General features: G+C 74.8%; 18 protein-coding genes. 7 read left to right on the plus strand and 11 right to left on the minus strand.

All coding sequences use genetic code 11. The features are described 5' to 3' along the window. Positions 1-56: 56 nt before the first annotated feature. Positions 57-1637 carry a glycoside hydrolase family 32 protein gene (locus IG64_RS04805; RefSeq protein WP_037852569.1) on the plus strand — a complete coding sequence of 527 codons (1581 nt, stop codon included), beginning with the start codon at positions 57-59 and terminating at the stop codon, positions 1635-1637. A 186-nt stretch (positions 1638-1823) separates the two neighbouring features. On the opposite strand, the gene IG64_RS04810 is transcribed toward IG64_RS04805, so the two are convergent. The 3 genes from IG64_RS04810 to IG64_RS04820 form a co-directional block, all read right to left on the minus strand. Further along, on the minus strand, positions 1824-3335 hold the full coding sequence (locus IG64_RS04810; protein WP_199811507.1) for a metallophosphoesterase family protein: 1512 nt from the start codon (positions 3333-3335) through the stop codon (positions 1824-1826). Positions 3336-3447: 112 nt separating this feature from the next. Further along, positions 3448-4206, minus strand: coding sequence for a dienelactone hydrolase family protein (locus tag IG64_RS04815; RefSeq protein ID WP_037852314.1), 759 nt, complete (start codon positions 4204-4206; stop codon positions 3448-3450). A 178-nt stretch (positions 4207-4384) separates the two neighbouring features. Then, positions 4385-5005: an L-threonylcarbamoyladenylate synthase gene (locus IG64_RS04820; protein WP_037852315.1), complete on the minus strand. Its 621-nt coding sequence runs from the start codon at positions 5003-5005 to the stop codon at positions 4385-4387. Positions 5006-5538: 533 nt separating this feature from the next. On the opposite strand from IG64_RS04820, the gene IG64_RS04825 reads away from it, so the two are divergent. Continuing rightward, the gene (locus IG64_RS04825; RefSeq protein ID WP_037852571.1) at positions 5539-7050 is read left to right on the plus strand and encodes a helix-turn-helix domain-containing protein; all 1512 of its coding nucleotides are present in this window, start codon (positions 5539-5541) and stop codon (positions 7048-7050) included. 831 nt (positions 7051-7881) lie between these two features. Then, positions 7882-9348 carry an MFS transporter gene (locus tag IG64_RS04830; protein WP_234438401.1) on the plus strand — a complete coding sequence of 489 codons (1467 nt, stop codon included), beginning with the start codon at positions 7882-7884 and terminating at the stop codon, positions 9346-9348. Positions 9349-9375: 27 nt separating this feature from the next. Here IG64_RS04830 and IG64_RS04835 read toward each other — a convergent pair whose 3' ends face one another. The 3 genes from IG64_RS04835 to IG64_RS41470 all read right to left on the minus strand — a co-directional run bounded on the left by IG64_RS04835 (position 9376) and on the right by IG64_RS41470 (position 12133). After that, positions 9376-10581 carry a PP2C family protein-serine/threonine phosphatase gene (locus IG64_RS04835; protein ID WP_078883791.1) on the minus strand — a complete coding sequence of 402 codons (1206 nt, stop codon included), beginning with the start codon at positions 10579-10581 and terminating at the stop codon, positions 9376-9378. A 101-nt stretch (positions 10582-10682) separates the two neighbouring features. Next, positions 10683-11675: a Gfo/Idh/MocA family protein gene (locus tag IG64_RS04840; protein ID WP_078883792.1), complete on the minus strand. Its 993-nt coding sequence runs from the start codon at positions 11673-11675 to the stop codon at positions 10683-10685. 134 nt (positions 11676-11809) lie between these two features. Beyond that, complete coding sequence (locus tag IG64_RS41470) at positions 11810-12133, minus strand: hypothetical protein (RefSeq protein WP_199811514.1); 324 nt, start codon at positions 12131-12133, stop codon at positions 11810-11812. Between the two features lie 229 nt (positions 12134-12362). On the opposite strand from IG64_RS41470, the gene IG64_RS04850 reads away from it, so the two are divergent. Next, positions 12363-13181: an SAM-dependent methyltransferase gene (locus tag IG64_RS04850; RefSeq protein WP_037852316.1), complete on the plus strand. Its 819-nt coding sequence runs from the start codon at positions 12363-12365 to the stop codon at positions 13179-13181. Positions 13182-13393: 212 nt separating this feature from the next. Here IG64_RS04850 and IG64_RS04855 read toward each other — a convergent pair whose 3' ends face one another. Both IG64_RS04855 and IG64_RS04860 read right to left on the minus strand, forming a co-directional pair. Next, positions 13394-14314, minus strand: a complete 921-nt coding sequence (locus tag IG64_RS04855; RefSeq protein ID WP_037852318.1) for a helix-turn-helix domain-containing protein — start codon at positions 14312-14314, stop codon at positions 13394-13396. 129 nt (positions 14315-14443) lie between these two features. Beyond that, positions 14444-14677, minus strand: a complete 234-nt coding sequence (locus tag IG64_RS04860) for a DUF397 domain-containing protein (RefSeq protein WP_078883793.1) — start codon at positions 14675-14677, stop codon at positions 14444-14446. 440 nt (positions 14678-15117) lie between these two features. On the opposite strand from IG64_RS04860, the gene IG64_RS04865 reads away from it, so the two are divergent. The 3 genes from IG64_RS04865 to IG64_RS04870 all read left to right on the plus strand — a co-directional run bounded on the left by IG64_RS04865 (position 15118) and on the right by IG64_RS04870 (position 16917). Beyond that, entirely contained in the window at positions 15118-15663 is a 546-nt protein-coding gene (locus IG64_RS04865; protein ID WP_037852322.1) for a hypothetical protein, read from the plus strand. Positions 15664-16275: 612 nt separating this feature from the next. Continuing rightward, positions 16276-16518 (plus strand): WhiB family transcriptional regulator, encoded by a 243-nt coding sequence (locus IG64_RS38330; RefSeq protein WP_078883812.1) that lies wholly within the window; start codon positions 16276-16278, stop codon positions 16516-16518. Between the two features lie 141 nt (positions 16519-16659). After that, the gene (locus tag IG64_RS04870; protein WP_037852323.1) at positions 16660-16917 is read left to right on the plus strand and encodes a DUF5133 domain-containing protein; all 258 of its coding nucleotides are present in this window, start codon (positions 16660-16662) and stop codon (positions 16915-16917) included. Positions 16918-16995: 78 nt separating this feature from the next. Here the strand turns inward: IG64_RS04870 and tgmB are convergent, their stop codons facing one another. From tgmB to IG64_RS04885, 3 genes are all read right to left on the minus strand, one after another. Then, positions 16996-17952, minus strand: coding sequence for an ATP-grasp ribosomal peptide maturase (gene tgmB, locus IG64_RS04875; RefSeq protein ID WP_037852324.1), 957 nt, complete (start codon positions 17950-17952; stop codon positions 16996-16998). Between the two features lie 15 nt (positions 17953-17967). Then, positions 17968-18159: a putative ATP-grasp-modified RiPP gene (gene tgmA / locus IG64_RS04880; RefSeq protein WP_037852325.1), complete on the minus strand. Its 192-nt coding sequence runs from the start codon at positions 18157-18159 to the stop codon at positions 17968-17970. Positions 18160-18280: 121 nt separating this feature from the next. Continuing rightward, entirely contained in the window at positions 18281-18631 is a 351-nt protein-coding gene (locus tag IG64_RS04885) for a YkvA family protein (protein ID WP_037852327.1), read from the minus strand. Between the last annotated feature and the right edge of the window lie 151 nt (positions 18632-18782).

Below are 18782 nucleotides of genomic sequence, written 5' to 3' on the forward strand. Positions count from 1 at the left end.
CGGCCGGGCCCGCCGGCGGCGCACCCCTGCCCGTCCGAGGAGAGGAACCTCGCGTGGTGCGTGACATGACCAGGAGAGCGCTGTTCGCGGGAACGGCCGCGGGAACGGCCGCGGCGCTGCTGCCCGCGGCCCCGGCGGCGGGCGCGGGCCGGCCGGGCGCGGCGGTGCCGGCGGGCCCCCGGCGGCCGGACGCCGTCCCCGCCGCCCGCTACCGTGCCGGATACCACTTCACCGTCCCCGACCAGTGGAAGAACGACCCGCAGCGCCCCCTGTGGATCGACGGCGAATACCACTACTACTACCTGTACAACGCCGACTACCTGGCAGGCGAGGTCGGCACCGCCTGGCGCCTGGCCACCAGCACCGACCTGGTCTCCTTCCGGGACCGGGGCGTCGCCGTGCCCAAGGACACGACGCCCAACGGCGACCTCTGGTCCGGATCGGCCGTGGTGGACACCCACGGCACCGCGGGGTTCGGCGCGGGGGCGGTGGTCGTCATCGTCACCATGTCACCGGGCGGCGGCACCGATCACCAGGAGCAGTTCCTGTACTACTCCACCGACGGCGGACGGACCTTCACCCCCTACGGCACCGGCCCCGTCCTGCCCAACCCCGGCGTGGCCGACTTCCGCGACCCCAAGGTGATCCGCGACGAGGAACGGGGCCGGTGGGTGATGGCCCTCGCCCAGAACGACACCATCGGCTTCCACCACTCCGCCGACCTGAAGTCCTGGACGCCCGCCGGCGGCTTCACCCACCGCGGCCTCGGTGTCCTGGAGTGCCCCGACCTGTTCCGCATCACCGCCGCGGACGGCACCGCCAAGTGGGTGCTGGGTGTCAGCGCCAACGGCAAGGCCGCCGGACTGCCCCACACCTACGCCTACTGGACCGGCTCCTTCGACGGCGGCGCCTTCACCCCCGACGCCGCCGACCCGCAGTGGCTCGACCACGGCTGGGACTGGTACGCGGCCGTCACCTTCGACCGGCACCGCGCGGACGGCACCCCCGACCCGGCCGTCCGGTACGCGATCGGCTGGCTCAACAACTGGGACTACGCCCACACCACCCCCACCATCGACTGCGACGGCTTCAACGGCACCGACTCGATCGTCCGCGAAGTCGTGCTGCGCCGCGACGACTCGGGCACGTACCACCTGGCCTCACGGCCCGTCGCCGCCCTCGACTCCCATGTCTCGCGCACCGTGCGCCTGGGCGACCTGAGCGTCGAAGGCACCCGCCTGCTGGAGTACACCGGCGTCTCCTACGAGGTGAGCTGCGAGATCACCGCGGACCACCCGACGGGCGCGGGCCTGCAACTGCGCCGCTCCCCGGACGGCAACCGCCACATCGACGCCGGGATCTGGGGCGACTACGCCTTCCTCAACCGCCGCGCCACCGTGAACCCCGACGGCTCGGGCACCTGGCAGGAGAGCCGCACGCCGCTGGGCGCCGCGGGCCGCCCGGTGCGCCTGCGCATCCTCGTCGACCGCACCTCGGTCGAGATGTTCGTCGACGACGGCCGTCACGTGCACTCCTCGGCGGCCTTCCCCTACCTGGTCGACGACCGGCTCGCCCTCTTCAGCGCCGGCGGCCGGGCCGTGTTCCGGAACACCGTGGTACGGGAGTTCACGGTGTGAGGCCCTGTCGCCGTCCGCCGCGGAGCCTGCCGCGATCGGTCCGGACCGTGCCGGGCGGCCGGCGGAGCACCGGAGCACCGCGGCGCGGCCACTGGGTCCGGACCGACCCGCCGGCCGCGGCGGTCCCGCGGGCCGGGAGCACCGCGCGGCGCCGGGGCGCGCCGGACCCGGGAGACCGCCGGGCGCTCAGACCCGAGGGGGCAGCGGGATGACCACCTCGTCCTCGACCGGCGGGTCGACCTCCTGCGCGCGGTTGCCGGTCGCCGCGAAGCAGCGCAGCCGCACCGCATCCGGGCTGACGTCCAGCCGCAGGAACGACTTGAAGAAGGGCGGGCTGTAGGTGACCGAACCCGGCGAGAAGAGCTGGGTGTAGATCTTGCGCACCGGGAGGCGGAACCGGGCCCGGCGGTCGGGGCGGCGGCCGGCGCCCAGCAGGCTCGCGACCAGGCGGACCCGCCGGGTGAGACGGACCGGGCCGCCCGGCGTGCGGGTGGGCGGTATGCCGAGCCGCTCGGCGATCACGGCCATCCCCTCCGCCTCGGTGAGCGTGAAGAAGCGGCGCAGCCGCAGCCGGCGCGCGTACAGGGAGCTGTAGAACGCCAGCGAGTCGCCGCGCAGCGGGTAGCAGCGGAAGTCGGCCTCCGTCACGTTCGCGACCGACACCCGCGGGATGGTGTGGGTGGCGTGCATGAACGCGCCGCCGCCCCCGCAGACCACGTACTGGACGGTGCGGCCGTCCACGTCCACCGGATAGCGCTGGTAGTTGTGGATGTCACCGCCGATCGCCGCCACGTAGTGGTGGGCCGGGTCGCGGACGATGTCGTCGACGGTGCCCCCGCCCTCGATGGGGCAGGGGTGGTGCTCGCCGTCCACGTACAGCGGGGAACCGGTGACGAGGATCTTCGGGCGGGGCCCGCGGGACACCTCCCGGAGCCAGGCGCCCTGCTCCGCGTCCAGGGTGCCGAGCAGGCCCGTGTCGATGCCGACGATCCGCAGCGGCCCGGCGTCGATCGCCCAGTACGGGCCCGGCTGGACGGCCTGCTGTCCCGGCGCGGAACGCAACTTCCGTGCCTCCGCGAGCCGTTGCTCGTCGGCGGGGCGCGGCCGGTGCCACAGCAGCGCACGCCACCAGGCCCGGCTCAGCGCACGCGGCCGGGGCTCCGGCGGCAGCGGCGGCGCGTCGTCGCAGAAGACGCGCATGAACCCGCCGAGGTCCTCGTACCAGTCGTGGTTGCCCGGAATCGCGTAGACGGGCGCCGGATAGTCGCGGTAGGGCCGGAAGAACTTCGTGCCGTAGTCGTCCGTGCTGCCGACCGGGTAGATCACATCGCTGGCGAGCACGGCGAACGACGTGTCCCGGGACGCCTCCAGGAAGCCCGGCACGACCGCGTACTGCGACTCGCCGCCCTCACCGGTGTCCCCGATGACCATGAAGGAGAAGCGGTCCGCCTCCGTACGCCGGATCACCTTGTCCGCAGGGGCCCCGGCCGCGGCCTGCTGCGCCACCCACCGCGAACGGGTCTGCCCGGTGGGGTCCCCGAACCAGGAGGCGGCCACGCCGTTGCGCGCGGCCCACAGGGTCCGGGGGTTCAGCCACGACAGTTTCTGGACGCGGTCCGGCATCAGCCGGGCGTAGGTGCCGCGTTCGGCGCCGTTCCAGCCGGCGCCTTCGACGGTATCGCGTGAGGAGTCAGACACGCGGTGCACCGTAACAACCTGTGCGCCGCGCGCGACGGGCGGGTGGCCGGGACAGGGCCCGGCCACCCGCCCCCAACTGGCCTGCGGCGGACGGGAGCTGAGCCGCCGCCGGTCAGCCGAACGTGCGCCGCAGCAGGTCGAGCAGGGCCGTCCAGTGCCGTTCGTCCGCCTTGGCGTCGTAGGCGTCGGTGTCGGCCTGGGTGAAGCCGTGCGAGGCGCCCGGGTAGACCTCGCAGCGGTGCCGGACGCCGGCCGCGGTGAGCGTGTCCTCCAGGCGCTCGATCTGCTCGGGCGGCAGCGAGGGGTCGTCGTCGGCGTGCCCGAAGTACAGCTCCGCGGTGACGTTCGCGGCGCTCAGGTGCGGGCTGTCGGGACCGTCGGTGGCCAGCCCGCCGCCGTGGAAGCCGGCCGCCGCCGCGACCCGGTCCGGGTACGCGCCCGCGGTCAGCAGGGACAGCCGGGCGCCCATGCAGTAGCCGGTCACGGCCACCGGGCCGTCGGCGGCCGTGGGATGGCCGGCGAGCATACGGAGGTAGGCCCCCGCGTCACGCCGTGCCAGTTCCGGCGTCAGGGCCTGCATGAGAGGGATGATCCGGCCGAAGACCTCCGGGCGCTGGGAGAGGTCGATGAACTCCGGCAACTCCACGACGGGCGCCCGCCCGTGACGGTAGAACACATTGGGCACCAGCACGGTGTGACCGGCGGCGGCGATCCGGTCGGCCATGCCCTTGACGTGCGGACGCAGACCGAACGCATCCGTGTAGAACAGGACGGCCGGGTGCGGAAGTCCGTCCGCGGGGTGGGCCAGATAGGCGTCTGCCGTGCCGTCCTCGGTGGGGATCTCGACGGTCTGTCCCTGTACGGCGCTCATGGGGCTGCCTTCCTGCGCGGCCGCCGGTGAGGACGTCACCGGCGGTGAGGGGTTGCCCGGGGCGCCCGAGATCTCGGATCCGGGCGCGGGGGGTCGGGCGGATCGTGGTCATGGTGGCACGCGCCCGCCCGCCGAGGCGGAGACGGGCCCGCACGGCCCGCGACCGGGGCCGGACCCCTCACTCGAACCGTGAGGTGTCGCCCGCCCCCCGCCGCACGATCTCGGCCTCGCCGCCCGAGAAGTCGACGACGGTCGTCGGCTCCGTACCGCAGTCGCCCGAGTCGACCACCGCGTCCAGCACGTGGTCGAGCCGGTCCTTGATCTCCCAGCCCTGCGTCATCGGCTCATCCTCGTCGGGCAGCAGCAGGGTGCTGGACAGCAGCGGCTCACCGAGTTCCGCCACCAGGGCCTGGGTGACCACGTGGTCCGGGATGCGCACCCCGACGGTCTTCTTCTTGGGGTGCTGCAGCATGCGCGGCACCTCCCGCGTCGCCGGCAGGATGAAGGTGTAACTGCCGGGCGTGGCCGCCTTGATCAGCCGGAACACGTCGTTGTCGATCCGTACGAACTGGCCGAGCTGTGCGAAGTCCTGGCACACCAGGGTGAAGTGGTGCCGGTCGTCCAGGCGGCGGATCGCCCGGATCCGGTCGACGCCGTCGCGGCTGCCCAGCCGGCAGCCGAGGGCGTAGCAGGAGTCGGTCGGGTACGCGATCAGGGCGTCCTCCCGCAGGCCGTCGGCGACCTGCCGGATGGCGCGCGGCTGGGGGTTGTCCGGGTGCACGTCGAAGTACTTCGCCATCCGCCGAGCTTATGCCGTGCGCCCGGCCGCCGCCGCACGGACGGGCCGTCGGACACGGGTGCCCCGGCTGTTGTCCGGGGTGACGGAGGGGCGTTGGTGCGGGTGCGGGCGCTGTGCGCCCGCCGGCGGGGGCGAGGTCCGTGCGGCCGGCCGGTGGCGGTGCGGGCCGAGGGCGGGGCGGGGTGTGGTGGCGGTCGAGGGCGGTGGCGGGGGCCGTGCCGGTCCGCAAATTCGCCGTGTTTCCCGCGCGTACTCGGCCCGAGGCGGGGAACCAGAGCTGTGTACCGCTCGGGCGCTGTCCCCCCCCCCGGCCCCCGGGCGCGCGGCTTCGCCGGTCGCTCACCACCCCCCCGTGACCCACCGGCGAAGCCGCCCCCTTCCGTCAGCCCCCCACCTCGCCGACCTGCGCAGCCCGTACGCGCGGGAGCCTCGCACAGCGCGTCAACAGCCGCCGCTGGTAACGTCCCGGACCGAGAACGCCGAGGTCAGTGCGGTGTACTGCGGTGTACAAGGAACGGGAGGAGACAGCCGACATGGCCGGCGGACAGGACGCAGCCGTCCCGGCGCACGAGCGAGGCGGCGGGCACGCCACCTGGGCCGAAGAACTCCTGGACCATCTGCGGCCCACCGGGCGCGACGTGCGCAAGGTCGTGGCCTGGCTCGCCGACGCCGCCCACGGCACGGCCTGCCTCCTGGACGCCGACGGCACCCTCCGCGCCGGGGCGGGCGTGCCCCTGGCCGACGACGTGATCGCGGACCTCCGCGCCGGCCGGTTCGCCTCGGCGGCGCTCCAGGACGCGGGGCGTCACGTCCGCGCGGTGCGCGTGGGCAGCCCGCAGGCACCCGCGGCCGGTGTGCTCGCCGTCTCCCGCGTCACCCCCTTCGACCGGCGGACCGCCGAGATGCTCACGCGCGCCGCCGGTGTGGTCGAACTGCTGCTGCGGGCCGACGAGACCGCCGAGACCGGGCGCCGGCTCGAACAGGCCACGGCCGCCCTGCGCCTCGCCATCCTGCAGCTGCTGATGGTCGAGGACATCGTCTCGGCCCGCCGGGTCGCCGCAGGGCTGTGGCCCGGCCTGCTCGACACCGACACCGCGCACGTCTACGTCCTGGAGGCCCACCCCGACGAACGCGAGCGGCTGACCGCCGAGTGCCTGGACGCCACCGGCGGGCAGGCACTGGTCGTCCGCTGCCCGGCGGTGGACGGCCACGTCATCGTCATCGCCCCCGCCGAGACCACCGGCCGCGAGCTGCGCACGCTGGTCGGCGCGCGCCCGCAGACCTTCCTCGGCGGCAGCATCCGGCACAGTCTGGCCCGGACCGCCACGGCCTACGGGCAGGCGGTCAGCGCCCTCGCGCTCGCCAGGTTCCGCCCGGACGGCACCGCCGTGTACGCCGAGCGCACCCACCCCGAGCGGCTGATGGACCACGAGGCGCTGCACGCCTGGTCGGGGCGGCTGCTGCGGCCCCTGGACACCCTCGCCCACCACACCCGCGCGGAACTGGTCGCCACCACCCGGCTCGGGCTCGAGTTCCCCGCGGTGAGCGCGGCGCGGATCCTCGGGGTGAGCCGCAACACCGTCCGGGCCCGGATGGAACGGGTGGAGGGGCTGCTCGGCGCGGACTTCTCCCTGCTCACCGTGCGGGCCGCCGTCCACCTCGCCCTGAACACGCAGGCGGGCCTCGTCCCGGAACCGGCCCCCGGACCGGCTGCGCGGGCCCGCCGGGCCGGTCTGGGCGAGCTGCTGACCGGGCCGGCGCTGCGCACCTGGGCGCGGGAACTCCTCGGGCGCCTGGCGGCGGACACCCGGGACCTGCGCGGCACGCTGCGCGCCTGGACCGCCGCCGGGGGCAACGCCGAGCGTGCCGCGCAGTTGCTCGGCGTCCACGCGCAGACCGTGCGCGAGCACGTGCGCGGTGTGGAGCCCGTCCTCGAACGCCAGCTCCTGGCCGTCGGCAGCGACCTCTACGAAGTCGTGCTGGCCCAGATGGCGGCGGGCGACCTGGACCCGCCGGCCCTCGATCCGCCGCCCGCGGCCGGCTGACCCCGCCCGGCCCGCCCCGGCCGGCCGCCCTCCGACCGCCCGCACCGGCCGGCTGGCCCCGCACGCCCGCCCGAGTGGCTGACGGCCGGTCCGGCCTGCCCCGCCGTCGCTCCCTGTCCCGCCGACGGCCGCCCTCTGTCCCGCGGACGGCCGCCCCCGTGCTCGCCCTGCTGCCCGCCGGTCCCGGTGTCCGAGGGGTCCGACCGGCGGCGAGGCAGGGCGGCAGCAGGGCTCAACAGGGGCATTCCGGACTCACCTGTGCACGGGTGAGTCCTCCGGTTGCCCGAAAGGGCACTGACGCGGTTTTGACGCCCGTAAGCGCCACGTAAGTTCAACGGGCCGAGGGGGTCACGCGGGGGCCGGACGGGCGGGCGGGACCGGAACGGGGGACCGGTCCCGGCCCGCGCACGGCACGGACCCCGCACCCCCGGCTTCCTCGGTCCCGGCCCCGCAGCTCCCGCCTCTGTGAGCAACACCACCGCGTCGGCAACACCGGTGCGGCGAGGCAGAGTCGGGTGCCCCCGCGGACCGCGCCGGCGGCCGCGCGCACCGACCGTCCCGTCCCGTCTGTGATGATGGGCAGCCGCTGTGCCCGACCACGTCTCACCGTCGAGCCGCCCCCGGCGGCACAGCACGGCAAGCCGTCCGGTCTCTCACGCAAAGCGTCCTTCCGTGGCCTCATCCACCTCTGCTTCCTCCGCTTCTCCTGCTTCCTCGTCCGTGCCCACGGCCGCCTCCCGGCGCGTGGTCCTGCCCTCACCCCGGCGCCCGGTGCGCCGAGCGGCCGAGGAGGCGGACCGTGCCCCCTGGCGGGCCCTGCGCCACCGCAGCATGCGCTGGTGGTCGGCGGCCAACCTGGTCTCCAACGCGGGCACCTGGATGCAGCTGACCGCGCAGAACCTCCTCGTCCTCCACCTCACCGGCTCCGCCGCGGCGACCGGCCTGTCCCTGTCCGCCCAGGCCGCGCCCGGGCTCCTGCTGGGGCTCCTCGGCGGCGCCGCCGTCGACGCGTGGCCGAGGCGGTTCACCGCCTCGGTGAGCCAGGCCCTGCTCGCCCTGGTCGGCTTCCTGACCGCCGCGCTCGTCGTCACCGGCCACCTGACCGTGCCGGTCCTCATGGTGCTCGCGGCGGTCACCGGTCTGATCGCCACCGTGGACGCGCCCGCCTGCGCCCTGCTCGGCAACGACCTCGTCCCCCCGAAGGACGTGCCGTCGTCGATCGCGCTGGGCTCGGTGGTGAGCGGCGCCGGCCGGGTGGGCGGCACCGCCCTGGCCGCAATGGTGGTCAGCTGGTGGGGGCCCGGAGCCGCGTACGCGGCGAACGGCATCTCCTTCCTGGCCGTCGCCGCGGTGATCCCTTTCCTGCGCCCCCACCCCGAGGCCGGGCAGGAGGCGTCCGCCTCCCCGCCGTCCCGGCGGCGGCCCGCCGCCCCGGCACCGTCCCGGCGGGGCACCGGAGCCCGCGACGGCCTCGGCTTCTTCCTGCGCCGCCCCCGGCTCGTCGCCCTGGCCGGCATCACCGCGATCAGCAGCGTCTTCGGCAGGAACTACGGGCTGACCCTCGCGGTGCTGGTCACCGGGCCGCTCGGCGGGGCCGCCGGGGCGTTCGGCACGGTCTCCACCGTCCTGGCCGTCGGAGGCGTCGTGGGCGCGGTGCTGGCCGGGCGCCTGCGCAGTCCCTCCGTACGCCTGGTGGGCGCTCTCGCCGCGACCGGCGCGGTGCTGCAGATCGCCGCCGGCCTCTCCCCGGACCTGTGGGTCCTGCTGCTGCTCGTCGCCCCGATGGCGGTGGTGGAGTCGGTCTCCGACACCGCCGGTACGACCGTCCTGCAGACCGACCCGCCGGCGCACATGCGCGGCCGCGTGCTCGGCGTGTGGCGCACCGCGAGCACGGGCTGGAGCCTGGTCGGCCCGCCGCTGCTGGGCCTGCTGATGCAGGCCGCGGGGGCCCGGGGCGCGCTGGTGCTGGGCGGCGTCCTCATCGCCGGCACCATCGCCACCGCGACCGTCCTGCGCGACCGTCGCGCACGCCCCGCGCCCGCGTCCACGCCCGTCTCCGCGACCGCGCTCGTATCGGTTCCCGCGCCCGTCTCCGCGCCGGCACCCGAGTCCGTATCCGCGCGGCACCCGGTCGTACCGGCGGCTGCCGGGCTGCCTGGTGCGGCGCCCGAGTCCGCTCCCGTGCCCGTCCCCGTGATCGTGCCCGTGTCCGTTCCGTCGCGGCACCCGGCGGCGGCCGCGCCCGGCGAGCCCGGCCACGACGGACTGCGCGCCGCCGACTGCGCCCAGGGCGCCTGAGCGGCACCGGGACCGCCCCCGTGGCCCTCAGCTCGCCCCAGCGGTCCCACCGGCCTCACCAATCCGCCCTCGTCCCGCAGCCGCGGCCGCCGCAGCTCCCGTGCCCGCCCCCGGGCCCGCTCCCGCCTCGCGCGAGGGGCACGGCGTGAGGACGAGCATCGTCACGTCGTCGCGGATCGTCCCGCAGTGCGTGAGGAGGTCGGCCAGCACCCGCTCGGCGAGGACGGCCGGATCGCCGTCGGCGAGCCGGGGCAGCCGGTCCAGGAGCGGGTAGAACGCGCCGTCGCCGTTCCGTGCCTCGGTGACGCCGTCGGAGGCCAGGAACAGCACGTCACCGGGGCGCAGCGGCTCGACGTGCCCGTCCGGCGAGGGAAGCCCGTCGGACAGTCCGAGGCCCAGGGGCGTCCAGGGCGTCACGGCGAGCTCCGTCGCGGTCCCGTCCCGCAACAGGACCGGGGGCGGATGGCCGCACGTCACCACCCGCACCGACCGCGCGTCGCGGGCGAACTCCAGCAGCACGGCCGTCGCGAACAGCTCCGCGTGCCGCACCTCCGCCGAGTCCACCACCAGCCGGCGGTCCAGCGCCGCCACGACCTCCGTCAGACCCGGCCGGTCCAGCACCGCCTCCCGGAAGCTGCCCAGCAGCGCGGCGACCGTGGACACCGCAGCCAGCCCGTGGCCCTGCACGTCGCCCATGACCGCCCGGACGCCCCGCGGACCGCGGCGCACGTCGAAGAAGTCCCCGCCGACCAGCGTGCCGCGCTGCGCGGCACGGTAGAGCCCGGCGCAGCGCACCGGCCCGACCCGCTCGGGCAGCGGCGGCACCACGGCCCGCTGCGCGGCCTCGGCGACCGTGCGGTGCAGGTCGAGCTGCGCGTCGCGGCGGCTGCGCACGTACGACAGCAGGACGCTCAGGGCGGCGACGAAGCAGACCGTCTCCAGGTCGGTGTTGCCGGGATGGTCCAGCCGGAAGGCTGGCACGCTGAGCAGGGCCACCACGACGCCGCCGAGCAGCGCGGTCGTCAGCGGCCCGTACGACAGCACGGCGAGCGGCGGGATGGCACCGAGCAGGAACCCGATGTCGAGCGGGTTCGGGCTCAGCAGGGTCGCCACGCACACGCCGGCGGTCAGGGCGGCCGGCAGGACGCGCACCCAGCGGGGCGGCGGGGCACCCCGCAGCCAGCCCCGCCGGAGCGGGTCCCGGCGCGACACCAGGGCAGGCGGCTTCACCACACCACCACGCTGCTACGCCGCCCCGGACCCCGCACCCCGGACGCGGCGCTCCAGAAGGGCGTGTGAGCCCGACCGCACCCCCAGCCGCTCCGTCGGACCCCTCAGCGGGCCCCGTCGCCGGCGCCTTCGCGGGCCCTGACGCCGATGCCGTCACGGGTCTGGTCGCCGGTGCCGTGACGAGGCTGTCCGGCGTCCGCCGCCCCGCAGCCGTCTGCGGTGCGGTCCAGCAGTGTCTCCACGTCCGCCAGGATCTCCGTCACGCGCAGCCCGAAGGCCGCGTCGCACGGGTGCGGGCGTCCGGTGCGCGCCGCGCCGGCCAGTGCGTCCGCCGCCCGGGTGAAGGCGGTGACCGCCTCCTCGGAGCCCTCGGGCAGGACCGCCGCCCCGGCCGCGCCCCGCACCTCCACCGCCGCCCCGGCCGCCGCGGGCGGAGCGGTCAGGCTGAGGGTCAGGGTGCTGGAGGCGCCGCCGGTGTGGTCGAGGACCGCGTGCACGGTGTCCCCGGGACCGGGCGCGGCGGCCGACACCCGCCGTACGTCACCGAGGACCGGCAGCAGCACGGACAGCGCGTGCGGGCCGACGTCCCACAGGGCGCCCTTCTCCCGCCGCCAGGGCGAGGCAGCGAACGGGCTGTCCCCGCAGAACACCGCGCCGAGCCACTGCGCACGCCCGGTGAACCAGCCCCCGCGTTCCGCCTGTTCGTCGATCCACGCCTGCGGTGCCGCCTGGAACCGGGTGGTGAAGAAGACCACCGAGGCCACCTCGGACCGCCGGACGGCCTCGGCCACGGCCCGGCCGCCTGCCACCGTCGCCGCCAGCGGTTTGTCGAGCAGCAGGTGGCAGCGGGCGCGGGCGGCGCGCACCGCCAGCTCGGCCTGGACGTCCGGCGGCAGCGCGACGGCGACCGCGTCGACGTCCGCGAGCAGCGCGTCGACGTCGTCGTAGGCGCGGGTGCCGTGGCGGGCGGCCAGTTCCTCCGCGGCGTCCGTCCGGCGCCCCCAGACACCGGCGAAGTCCAGGCCGTCGTGCCGGCTCAGGGCGGGTGCGTGCACCATCCGGGCCCAGGGGCCGGTGCCGAGCAGTCCGATGCGCATACCGCTGCCTCTCCACAGAGTCGAACAGGATGACGACCGGAATCCGCAGCGGCCCGGTCCCGGCCGAGGGTGTCACAGCGCCCGGGGCGCCGGTGCGGGGGAGTCCGCCCTCGTGCGGCCGCCCCACCGGCGTCTCAGGCAGCCTTGTCCCGCCCCGCGGGCGCGCCGGCCTCCCGCCGCGGCGCCGCGCCGCCGCCCGCTTCCTGCGGCGCACCCGTCTTCCGGCGCCCGGCCACGTCATCCGGCCCGTGCGGTTCCTCCTGCTCCGCCGTCCCGGAAGCGGCGGGACCCGGGTCCCGCGCGCCCTCCCGGCGGCCGCCGGCGATCAGCCGCAGGTGCCCGCGGTGCCGGGCGGGCCGGCCGTGTGCCGGCGCGGCGCCGGACATCCGGTCCTCGATCCGGTCCATGACGAGCAGGAGCACACCCACGAGCGGCAGCAACAGAACAGCGACGACCACCACGACGCCTCCCTCTCCGACACAGGAGGCGGGTGCTCCGAACCGCGCCTTCGATGGGTCCGGCGACGTGAAGAATGTGTGACGATCGGGCCGATCGGGACGATCGGACAGGGGGTCGCGGCCCTGCGTCCGGCCATGGACTGGTTCGGTCAAACACGCATTCCCTAGGATGTACTCTCAGTCAAACCGGCCCAGTTGGCGCGGTGGATTCGGCGAATCTGGGGGATCGATGCCTACGGAGAACCAACTGTCCACGAAGATCGACGAGAACGTGCCGACGGCCGCGCGCATGTACGACCACTACCTCGGTGGCAAGGACAACTACGCGGCGGACCGCGTGGCGTGCGAGGAACTCGACAAGGTCGTCCCCAGCACCCGCAGGCTCGCCCTGAACAACCGCCGCTTCCTGCAGCGGGCGGTCAGAACGCTCACGCAGGAGTACGGGATACGCCAGTACCTGGACCACGGCTCCGGCCTGCCCACCCAGGACAACGTCCACCAGGTCGCCCAGCGCATCGCCCCCGACACGCGCGTGGTCTACGTGGACAACGACCCGATGGTGCTGGTGCACGGCCGTGCCCTGCTGCAGCAGGACGAGCGCACCGCGGTCATCCACGCCGACATGCGGGACACCGACCGGATCCTCGCGCACGAGGAGACCCGGCGGCTGATCGACTTCTCCGAGCCGGTGGCCGTGCTGTTCAACTCGGTGTTCCACTGCATCCCGGACAGTGACACCGACGGCCCGCTCGCCGTGGTCGAGCGGGTCCGCGAGCGGCTCGTGCCCGGCAGCATCATGCTGATGTGCCAACTGGTCAGTGATGATCCGCAGGTCCGTGACTTCGTCACCGACTTCATGGCCCAGGCCACCCAGGGGCACTGGGGCCGGGTGCGCCAGGAGAAGGACGTCGCCGAGTGGTTCGAGGGTCTGGAGATCCTGGACCCCGGCCTGGTCGAGGTCTCCACCTGGCGCCCCGACACCGAGGTGGCGCCCCGTCAGCTCACCCACGAGTGGGTCGAGTTCGGCGGCATCGGCGTGGTCAGGTAGCGGACCGCGGCGGCCACGCGCCGACGGCGACGCCCCCGGACCACTGACACAAGTGGCCTCCGGGGGCGTGTACTTGCGGCGCGGTACTCGTCCGTGCGCGGCACATGCCGCCACGCGGCCGGGGCGGTACCCGGCCGCGTGGCGCTTGCCCGCGTGTCCGGGCGGCGCCTGCCCGCGTGGCACGGGTCCTGGCGGCGCGCGGGTGGGTCCGGTCAGCGTCCCGCGTAGCGCTCGTCCATGGTCCTGCGGAGCAGCGCCAGCGACTTCAGGGGAGTCAGTGCCTCGTCGGCCAGCCGGTCGAGCGAGATCCGGTACTCCTCCGTCTCGTCCCGGTCCTCGAGGAAGTTGGCGCTCCTGATGTGCTCCAGGTAGACGACGTCCGGCAGGTCGAGCCCGCCGAAGCGCAGATACGTGACGGGTATCGCGGGCGCCGACGCGTTCGTCGCGTCCAGCGGAACGATCTGCACGGTCACGTGCGGACGCTGGGCCAACTCGACGAGCCGGGCGAGCTGTTCGCGCATGACGGCGTGGCTGCCCAGGACGCGCAGCAGCACCGACTCGTCCATGATCGCCCACAGTTGCGGCGCGTCCGGACGGGACAGCAGCTCGGCGCGCTTGGTGCGCAGTTCGACCCGGCGCTGCACCTCGCCCGCGGAGGCGGTCGGCAGGCCGCGCTCCACCACGGCCCGGGCGTAGGCCGGGGTCTGCAGCAGGCCGGGCACGTACTGGATCTCGAAGGTGCGGATCGCGGCCGCGGCCTCCTGGAGGCCGACGAGGCGGTCGAACCACTCGGGCATCAGCCGCTTGTCGTAGCGCTGCCACCAGCCGGGCTCCCCGGCGCGGTGCAACAGCTTCAGCAGGACCGAGGACTCGTAGTCGTCGGTGCCGTACAGCCGCAGCAGGGCGCGGACGTCACCCTCCGTCGGAGGCCGGCGGCCTTTGCCCGACTCGATGCGCGAGAGCTTCGCCGCGCTGAATCCCAGCTGCCGGGCCGCCTGTTCCTGCGACATCCCGGCGTCCTCGCGGAAACCGGCCAGCTGGACGCCGACCAGCATCTTCAGCAGAGTCGGCGCCGGCTCGGCACGGTCGAGATAGGGTTCCAGACGGGAGAGGCGATGCGGCTCGGCGGACATCCTGACTCCCCAGTGGACCGGCAGACTTGAGGCTTACACTATCGCACCGGTCCGCCGCGGAGGGCATCCGTCCGGACGAGGATCGGCAACTCGCCAACTCCCTTCCGCTTCCGCGCGGATGGGCGCGGATCACCCCAGCAGGTGGTCGAACTCGCCCTCCTTCGCGCCCGCCAGGAAAGCGGCGACCTCGGCCGGGGTGTAGACCAGAGCGGGGCCGTCGGGGTCACGGGAGTTGCGCACCGCGATGTCCCCGCCGGTCAGCGCGGCGACCTCCACGCAGTTGCCCTCGGCGTTGCTGTGCCTGCTCTTGACCCAGCGGGCGTCCAACGCACTGGCCCGCACTCCGTTCGACACTGGTGGCACCGCAGTCTCCTCGCTGTTCCCGTTCCGTCGTGAGGTGTGCACGGCTCGCCGTCGGTCTCCGGCGGCGCCCCACCGGATCCTTCCCCTCGTCGCGCACTTTCACGAGAAATTTCGCGTGCAATTGCACGCGGACGCTGACAGTGTGGATAATAGCCGGAGCGTCAACCCCTCGGTGGGCGCGCCTCGGTGACGTCGCATCAGGAGGCTCCAGTGCCCTCACCTGCGATCCTCCCGCCCGGAACACCGGGCGTGACCGCCGCCGTCGCGCCCCGGCCGGTCCCCGCGTCCGCACCGTCGCACAACGCCGCGCACCGGTGCGGCGGCGGGCCCGGACCCCGGCGCGCGCCGCGGGCCGGGCGCCCCGGACCGTGAGGCGCCGGCGCACCCGCCCTGCCGAAGGACCCTCCCCCCATACGACCGCCGCGGAAAGGCCCGACGCCATGCGTACCGCACCGACGGACCAGCCGAGCACACAGCGCACCGACCGTGCGATCTCCACGGCCGGCGCGGCCGCCACCACGCCTCTCGCGGCACTGGGGCAGGTGCCCTGGAGCGACATCAGGGACTCCACCGGCTCCGCGGCCGGCGTCCCCGCCCTGCTGCGCACGGTGGCCGGGGACGACGCGGACGCCGCCCGCGCGGCCCTGGACGAACTGCGCACGCGTGTCTGCCAGTACGGCTTCGTGGTCGAGCAGGCGACCGCCGCCACCGTCCCGTTCCTGTGGGAGCTGGCCCAGACGCCGCGGGTGACCTGCCGGCCGCAGATCATCCAGCTGCTCCGGAACATCGCCGACGCCCGCCAGTGGGAGAGCGTCGCGGCCGTCTACCCCAAGGTCCTCAACCACCGGGAGAATCCGGTGGTGTGGGAGCGGCGGGCACGCCAGGCCGTCCGTGCGCGCTCGGGTGCCCTGCGCACGCTGCTCGCGGAACAGGACGGCGAGATCACCCGGGCCACCACGGAACTGGCCGACGCGCTCGCCGGGTGAGTCCCTCCGCGACCGGTCCCGCGTCACGCCCTGCGCCGCAGCGGGCGGCCCTCCCGCGGCGGCGATCCGCCGCAGCCACGGCACGGGACGGCCACGGAACGCTCCGCGGCGCCCGGCGGAGCCGTCCAGGTCCTGTCCGGCGGCACCGGCCGGGAGAACGTAGCCTCGCGCCGCGGCCAGGCCGTCTGATACGCGAGTACGGCCAAGGGCGGGAGGGCGCGCCCCGGCTCCCGGTGCGTTCGCCGGTCCCGGAGAGGCCGCCCTGTGAGGACCCGCCGGGATCCGGCCAGGTCCGCGGAGGATCGCCGCCGGTCCTGCCCCCGTGCCGCAAACCGTCCGCCCGTCGCGGCTTCTGACCCCGTGTTCTCCGGTGTGTCCGGTGCGTGCCGCTCGCCCAATCTTGGCCGAAGGCCGGAAAAGCCCCTATATTGCGGATACCTCTGGCGGGTCGTGCGGCGTCCTGTCGCCGTCGGCGGGGGCTGCCCGCGGAGGTGCGGCCGAATGTGCAGCGGAGGCCCCGGTGAGCGTCACCCAGCGAATCGAGCGCGGCGCGCGGCCGTGCCGTCCGGCCCGCACCTCCCGCCCGGCGTCCGCCCCACCGCGGGCCCGGTCATGAACCGGCGCGAGCGCGGAGCCTGCCGCTTCGAGGCCCCCGAGCGGTGCTTCCCGCCAGGAGAAGGCGTCCGGCCGCCGCGCCGGATACGCCAGGCCCGCGCGGTGTGTACCCGGTGCCCCGTGCCGCGCGAGTGCAGGGCCTGCGCCGCGCGCCACAGCGGGTACGACGGTGTCCGGGGCGGCACGGCCGCGGGGGAGTGCCGGACCGCGGCGCGCGGTGGCGGGGACGGCGGCCGGTGACGGCCGGGACCCGCCGTCGATCCATGGGTGATCCATCGGAAATCGACTGAATCTGGTCAATCATGTGCCGCGAGGCGGTCGGCATGCATGGCACGGCGTGCCTGGGGCATACGCAGGAAAAATTCGAGAGAGGGGCGCTCCGTGCTGGTTCCGGACCCGAAGATCGTCAGAACGTTGCTGACCCGGTACGCATCACTGAAGATCGCACAGGCGGAGAGGGAGCGGGCCGAGACGGCTCGGGAACTGGAGGACGTGAGCTACACGTTGTGCGTCATGATGGGCACCACCAGCATCGACGAGGCCATCGTCCGGGCGGACGCGCTGCTGCTCGCCACCGGCCGGGCGGCGGGCGTCGCCCCGGAGGCGGACGGCGACAGCGGCCTGTCGCTGGCCGTCTGACTCCCGGACGGGGGGACGAGGGAGGCGCCCGCGGCCCTCGGTGGCACTGCGTGCCGGTCCGTGATGCGGTCACGAGGGTCACGAGGCGGCCCCGGGTGCCGCCGGCCGGGCCAGCCACTCGGCGATCGTCCGGGCGATCGGCTGGCCCGTCTCCACCTCGACGAACCCGAACTGCCCGGCCTGGTTGCACTCCAGGAACCACCACAGGCCGTCCGCGTCCTGGGCGAAGTCGAAAGCTCCGTAGGCCAGCCGGGCCTCTGCGAGATAGCGCCGTACGGCCGCGGCCACCCGCGGCGGCACCTCGGCCGGCAGCCACGGCGTCCCGGCGGAGGAGAAGCGGACGTCGACCTCGTCCGGGTCCGCGTCCGCGGGTGTCTCCTTGCGGGCGGCCAGCAGCGTGTCACCCACGGCGGTCAGACGGATGTCCGCCCGCTTGGCCACCCGCTGTTGCAGGAGGGTGGGCCCGTAGGCGACCGCCCCGAAGTCCGCCTCCGGCGCCACCCGGCTGGTCGGCACCGCCCGCGGGGGCTCCTGCGGGTGCGCCCCGGAGACCGGCTTGACCACCAGGTCGGGGTAGCGCGCGGCGAAGTCCCGGGCGGCCTGCGGGAAGGTGGTGATCAGGGTGGCGGGCACCGGCAGCCCGCAGTGCTGGGCGAGCCGCAGCTGCCAGGGCTTGACCCGGGCCCGGCGCGCCGCGTCGGGATCGTTCATCCAGCGCGCCCCGCAGCCGCGCAGCATGCCGTAGAGCGCCTGCGCCGACTCCTCGGTGAGCCAGGCCGACGGCTCGGCCGCCCGGGCCGCCGGAACGCCGGGCCTGCGCACCCAGACCGAGCGCAGCCCGCCCAGCCCCACCAGCCGTCCCGCGCACGACAGATGGCCGTGGAAGGAACCGCGCACGTACTCGCCCGACAGCTCGGCGCCCGCGGTCAGATCGGCCGGATCGAGCCGGACCACCGGGACCGAGGAGGCGTTGAGGTGGAGCACCACCATGTCCGCCGTCACGTCCTGCTCGCCCGTGAGGATCAGTACGGTCATCGTCGCCGACCGTGTTCAGTCGTCGAAGTGCGTCTTGGAGCCCGCCGTGGAGGTGGTGGTGCCCAGTTCCCTCAGCAGCGCCCGGTCGCACGCGGCGATCCTGCCGTCGGGAAGCACGTTCAGCTGAAGTCCGGAGTCGTAGACGTACGGCGTACCGGCCTCGCACTCCACGGCCGGACGTGCGTAGTTGAGCGCGAACGGTTGCATCGTCTCTCCCCTGTCGGTGCAGCCGCGATCAAGCGGTGGTCGTCCTTGCGGTCTCGCTTGGCCCGCTGACTATGTTTCGGGTTCCGGAGACTTATACGAATCGAACGGGTGAATGGTTTCCTTACGGAGCGTGATCATGCGCGTCCGGCAGCCCCCGGAACCCGGAACGCCCCGGCCGGCGCCCCGCCAGGACCCCGCCCGCCCCTGCCGCACCGGCGGCTCCGTGCAGCGTGCGCAGCGCGAGCAGCAGGACACCGATGTCGTCGAGGTACACCGGATCGGGCAGCAGGTCGACCGGCAGCACGAAGTAGAGGACCGCCGCCCAGAAGACCCAGCGCGGCCCGGTCGGCAGCCCGGCGCGCCGCAGGACACGCCGGGTGCGCACCAGCCGCACCAGCACGGCGACGGCCCCGGCGAGCACGGCGGCCGCGAGGACCGCGGCGACCAGGAGCACCTTCGTGGTGGAGTCCACCGCCCGCTCTCCTCCTCCTGCATCGTCGTCCCGGGCGCCCTCACTCAGGTGCCGCCCCCCGGTGGCGCCCCCGCGGAGCCCGCTCTATCAATGGTCAGGGTAAGTCGCGTGCCGCATTTCGGGGGCGCAGGAGCGGCCGCACCCCTGCCCT

It is taken from the genome of Streptomyces sp. NRRL S-340, from assembly GCF_000720185.1.
In the GTDB taxonomy this organism is placed as follows: domain Bacteria; phylum Actinomycetota; class Actinomycetes; order Streptomycetales; family Streptomycetaceae; genus Streptomyces.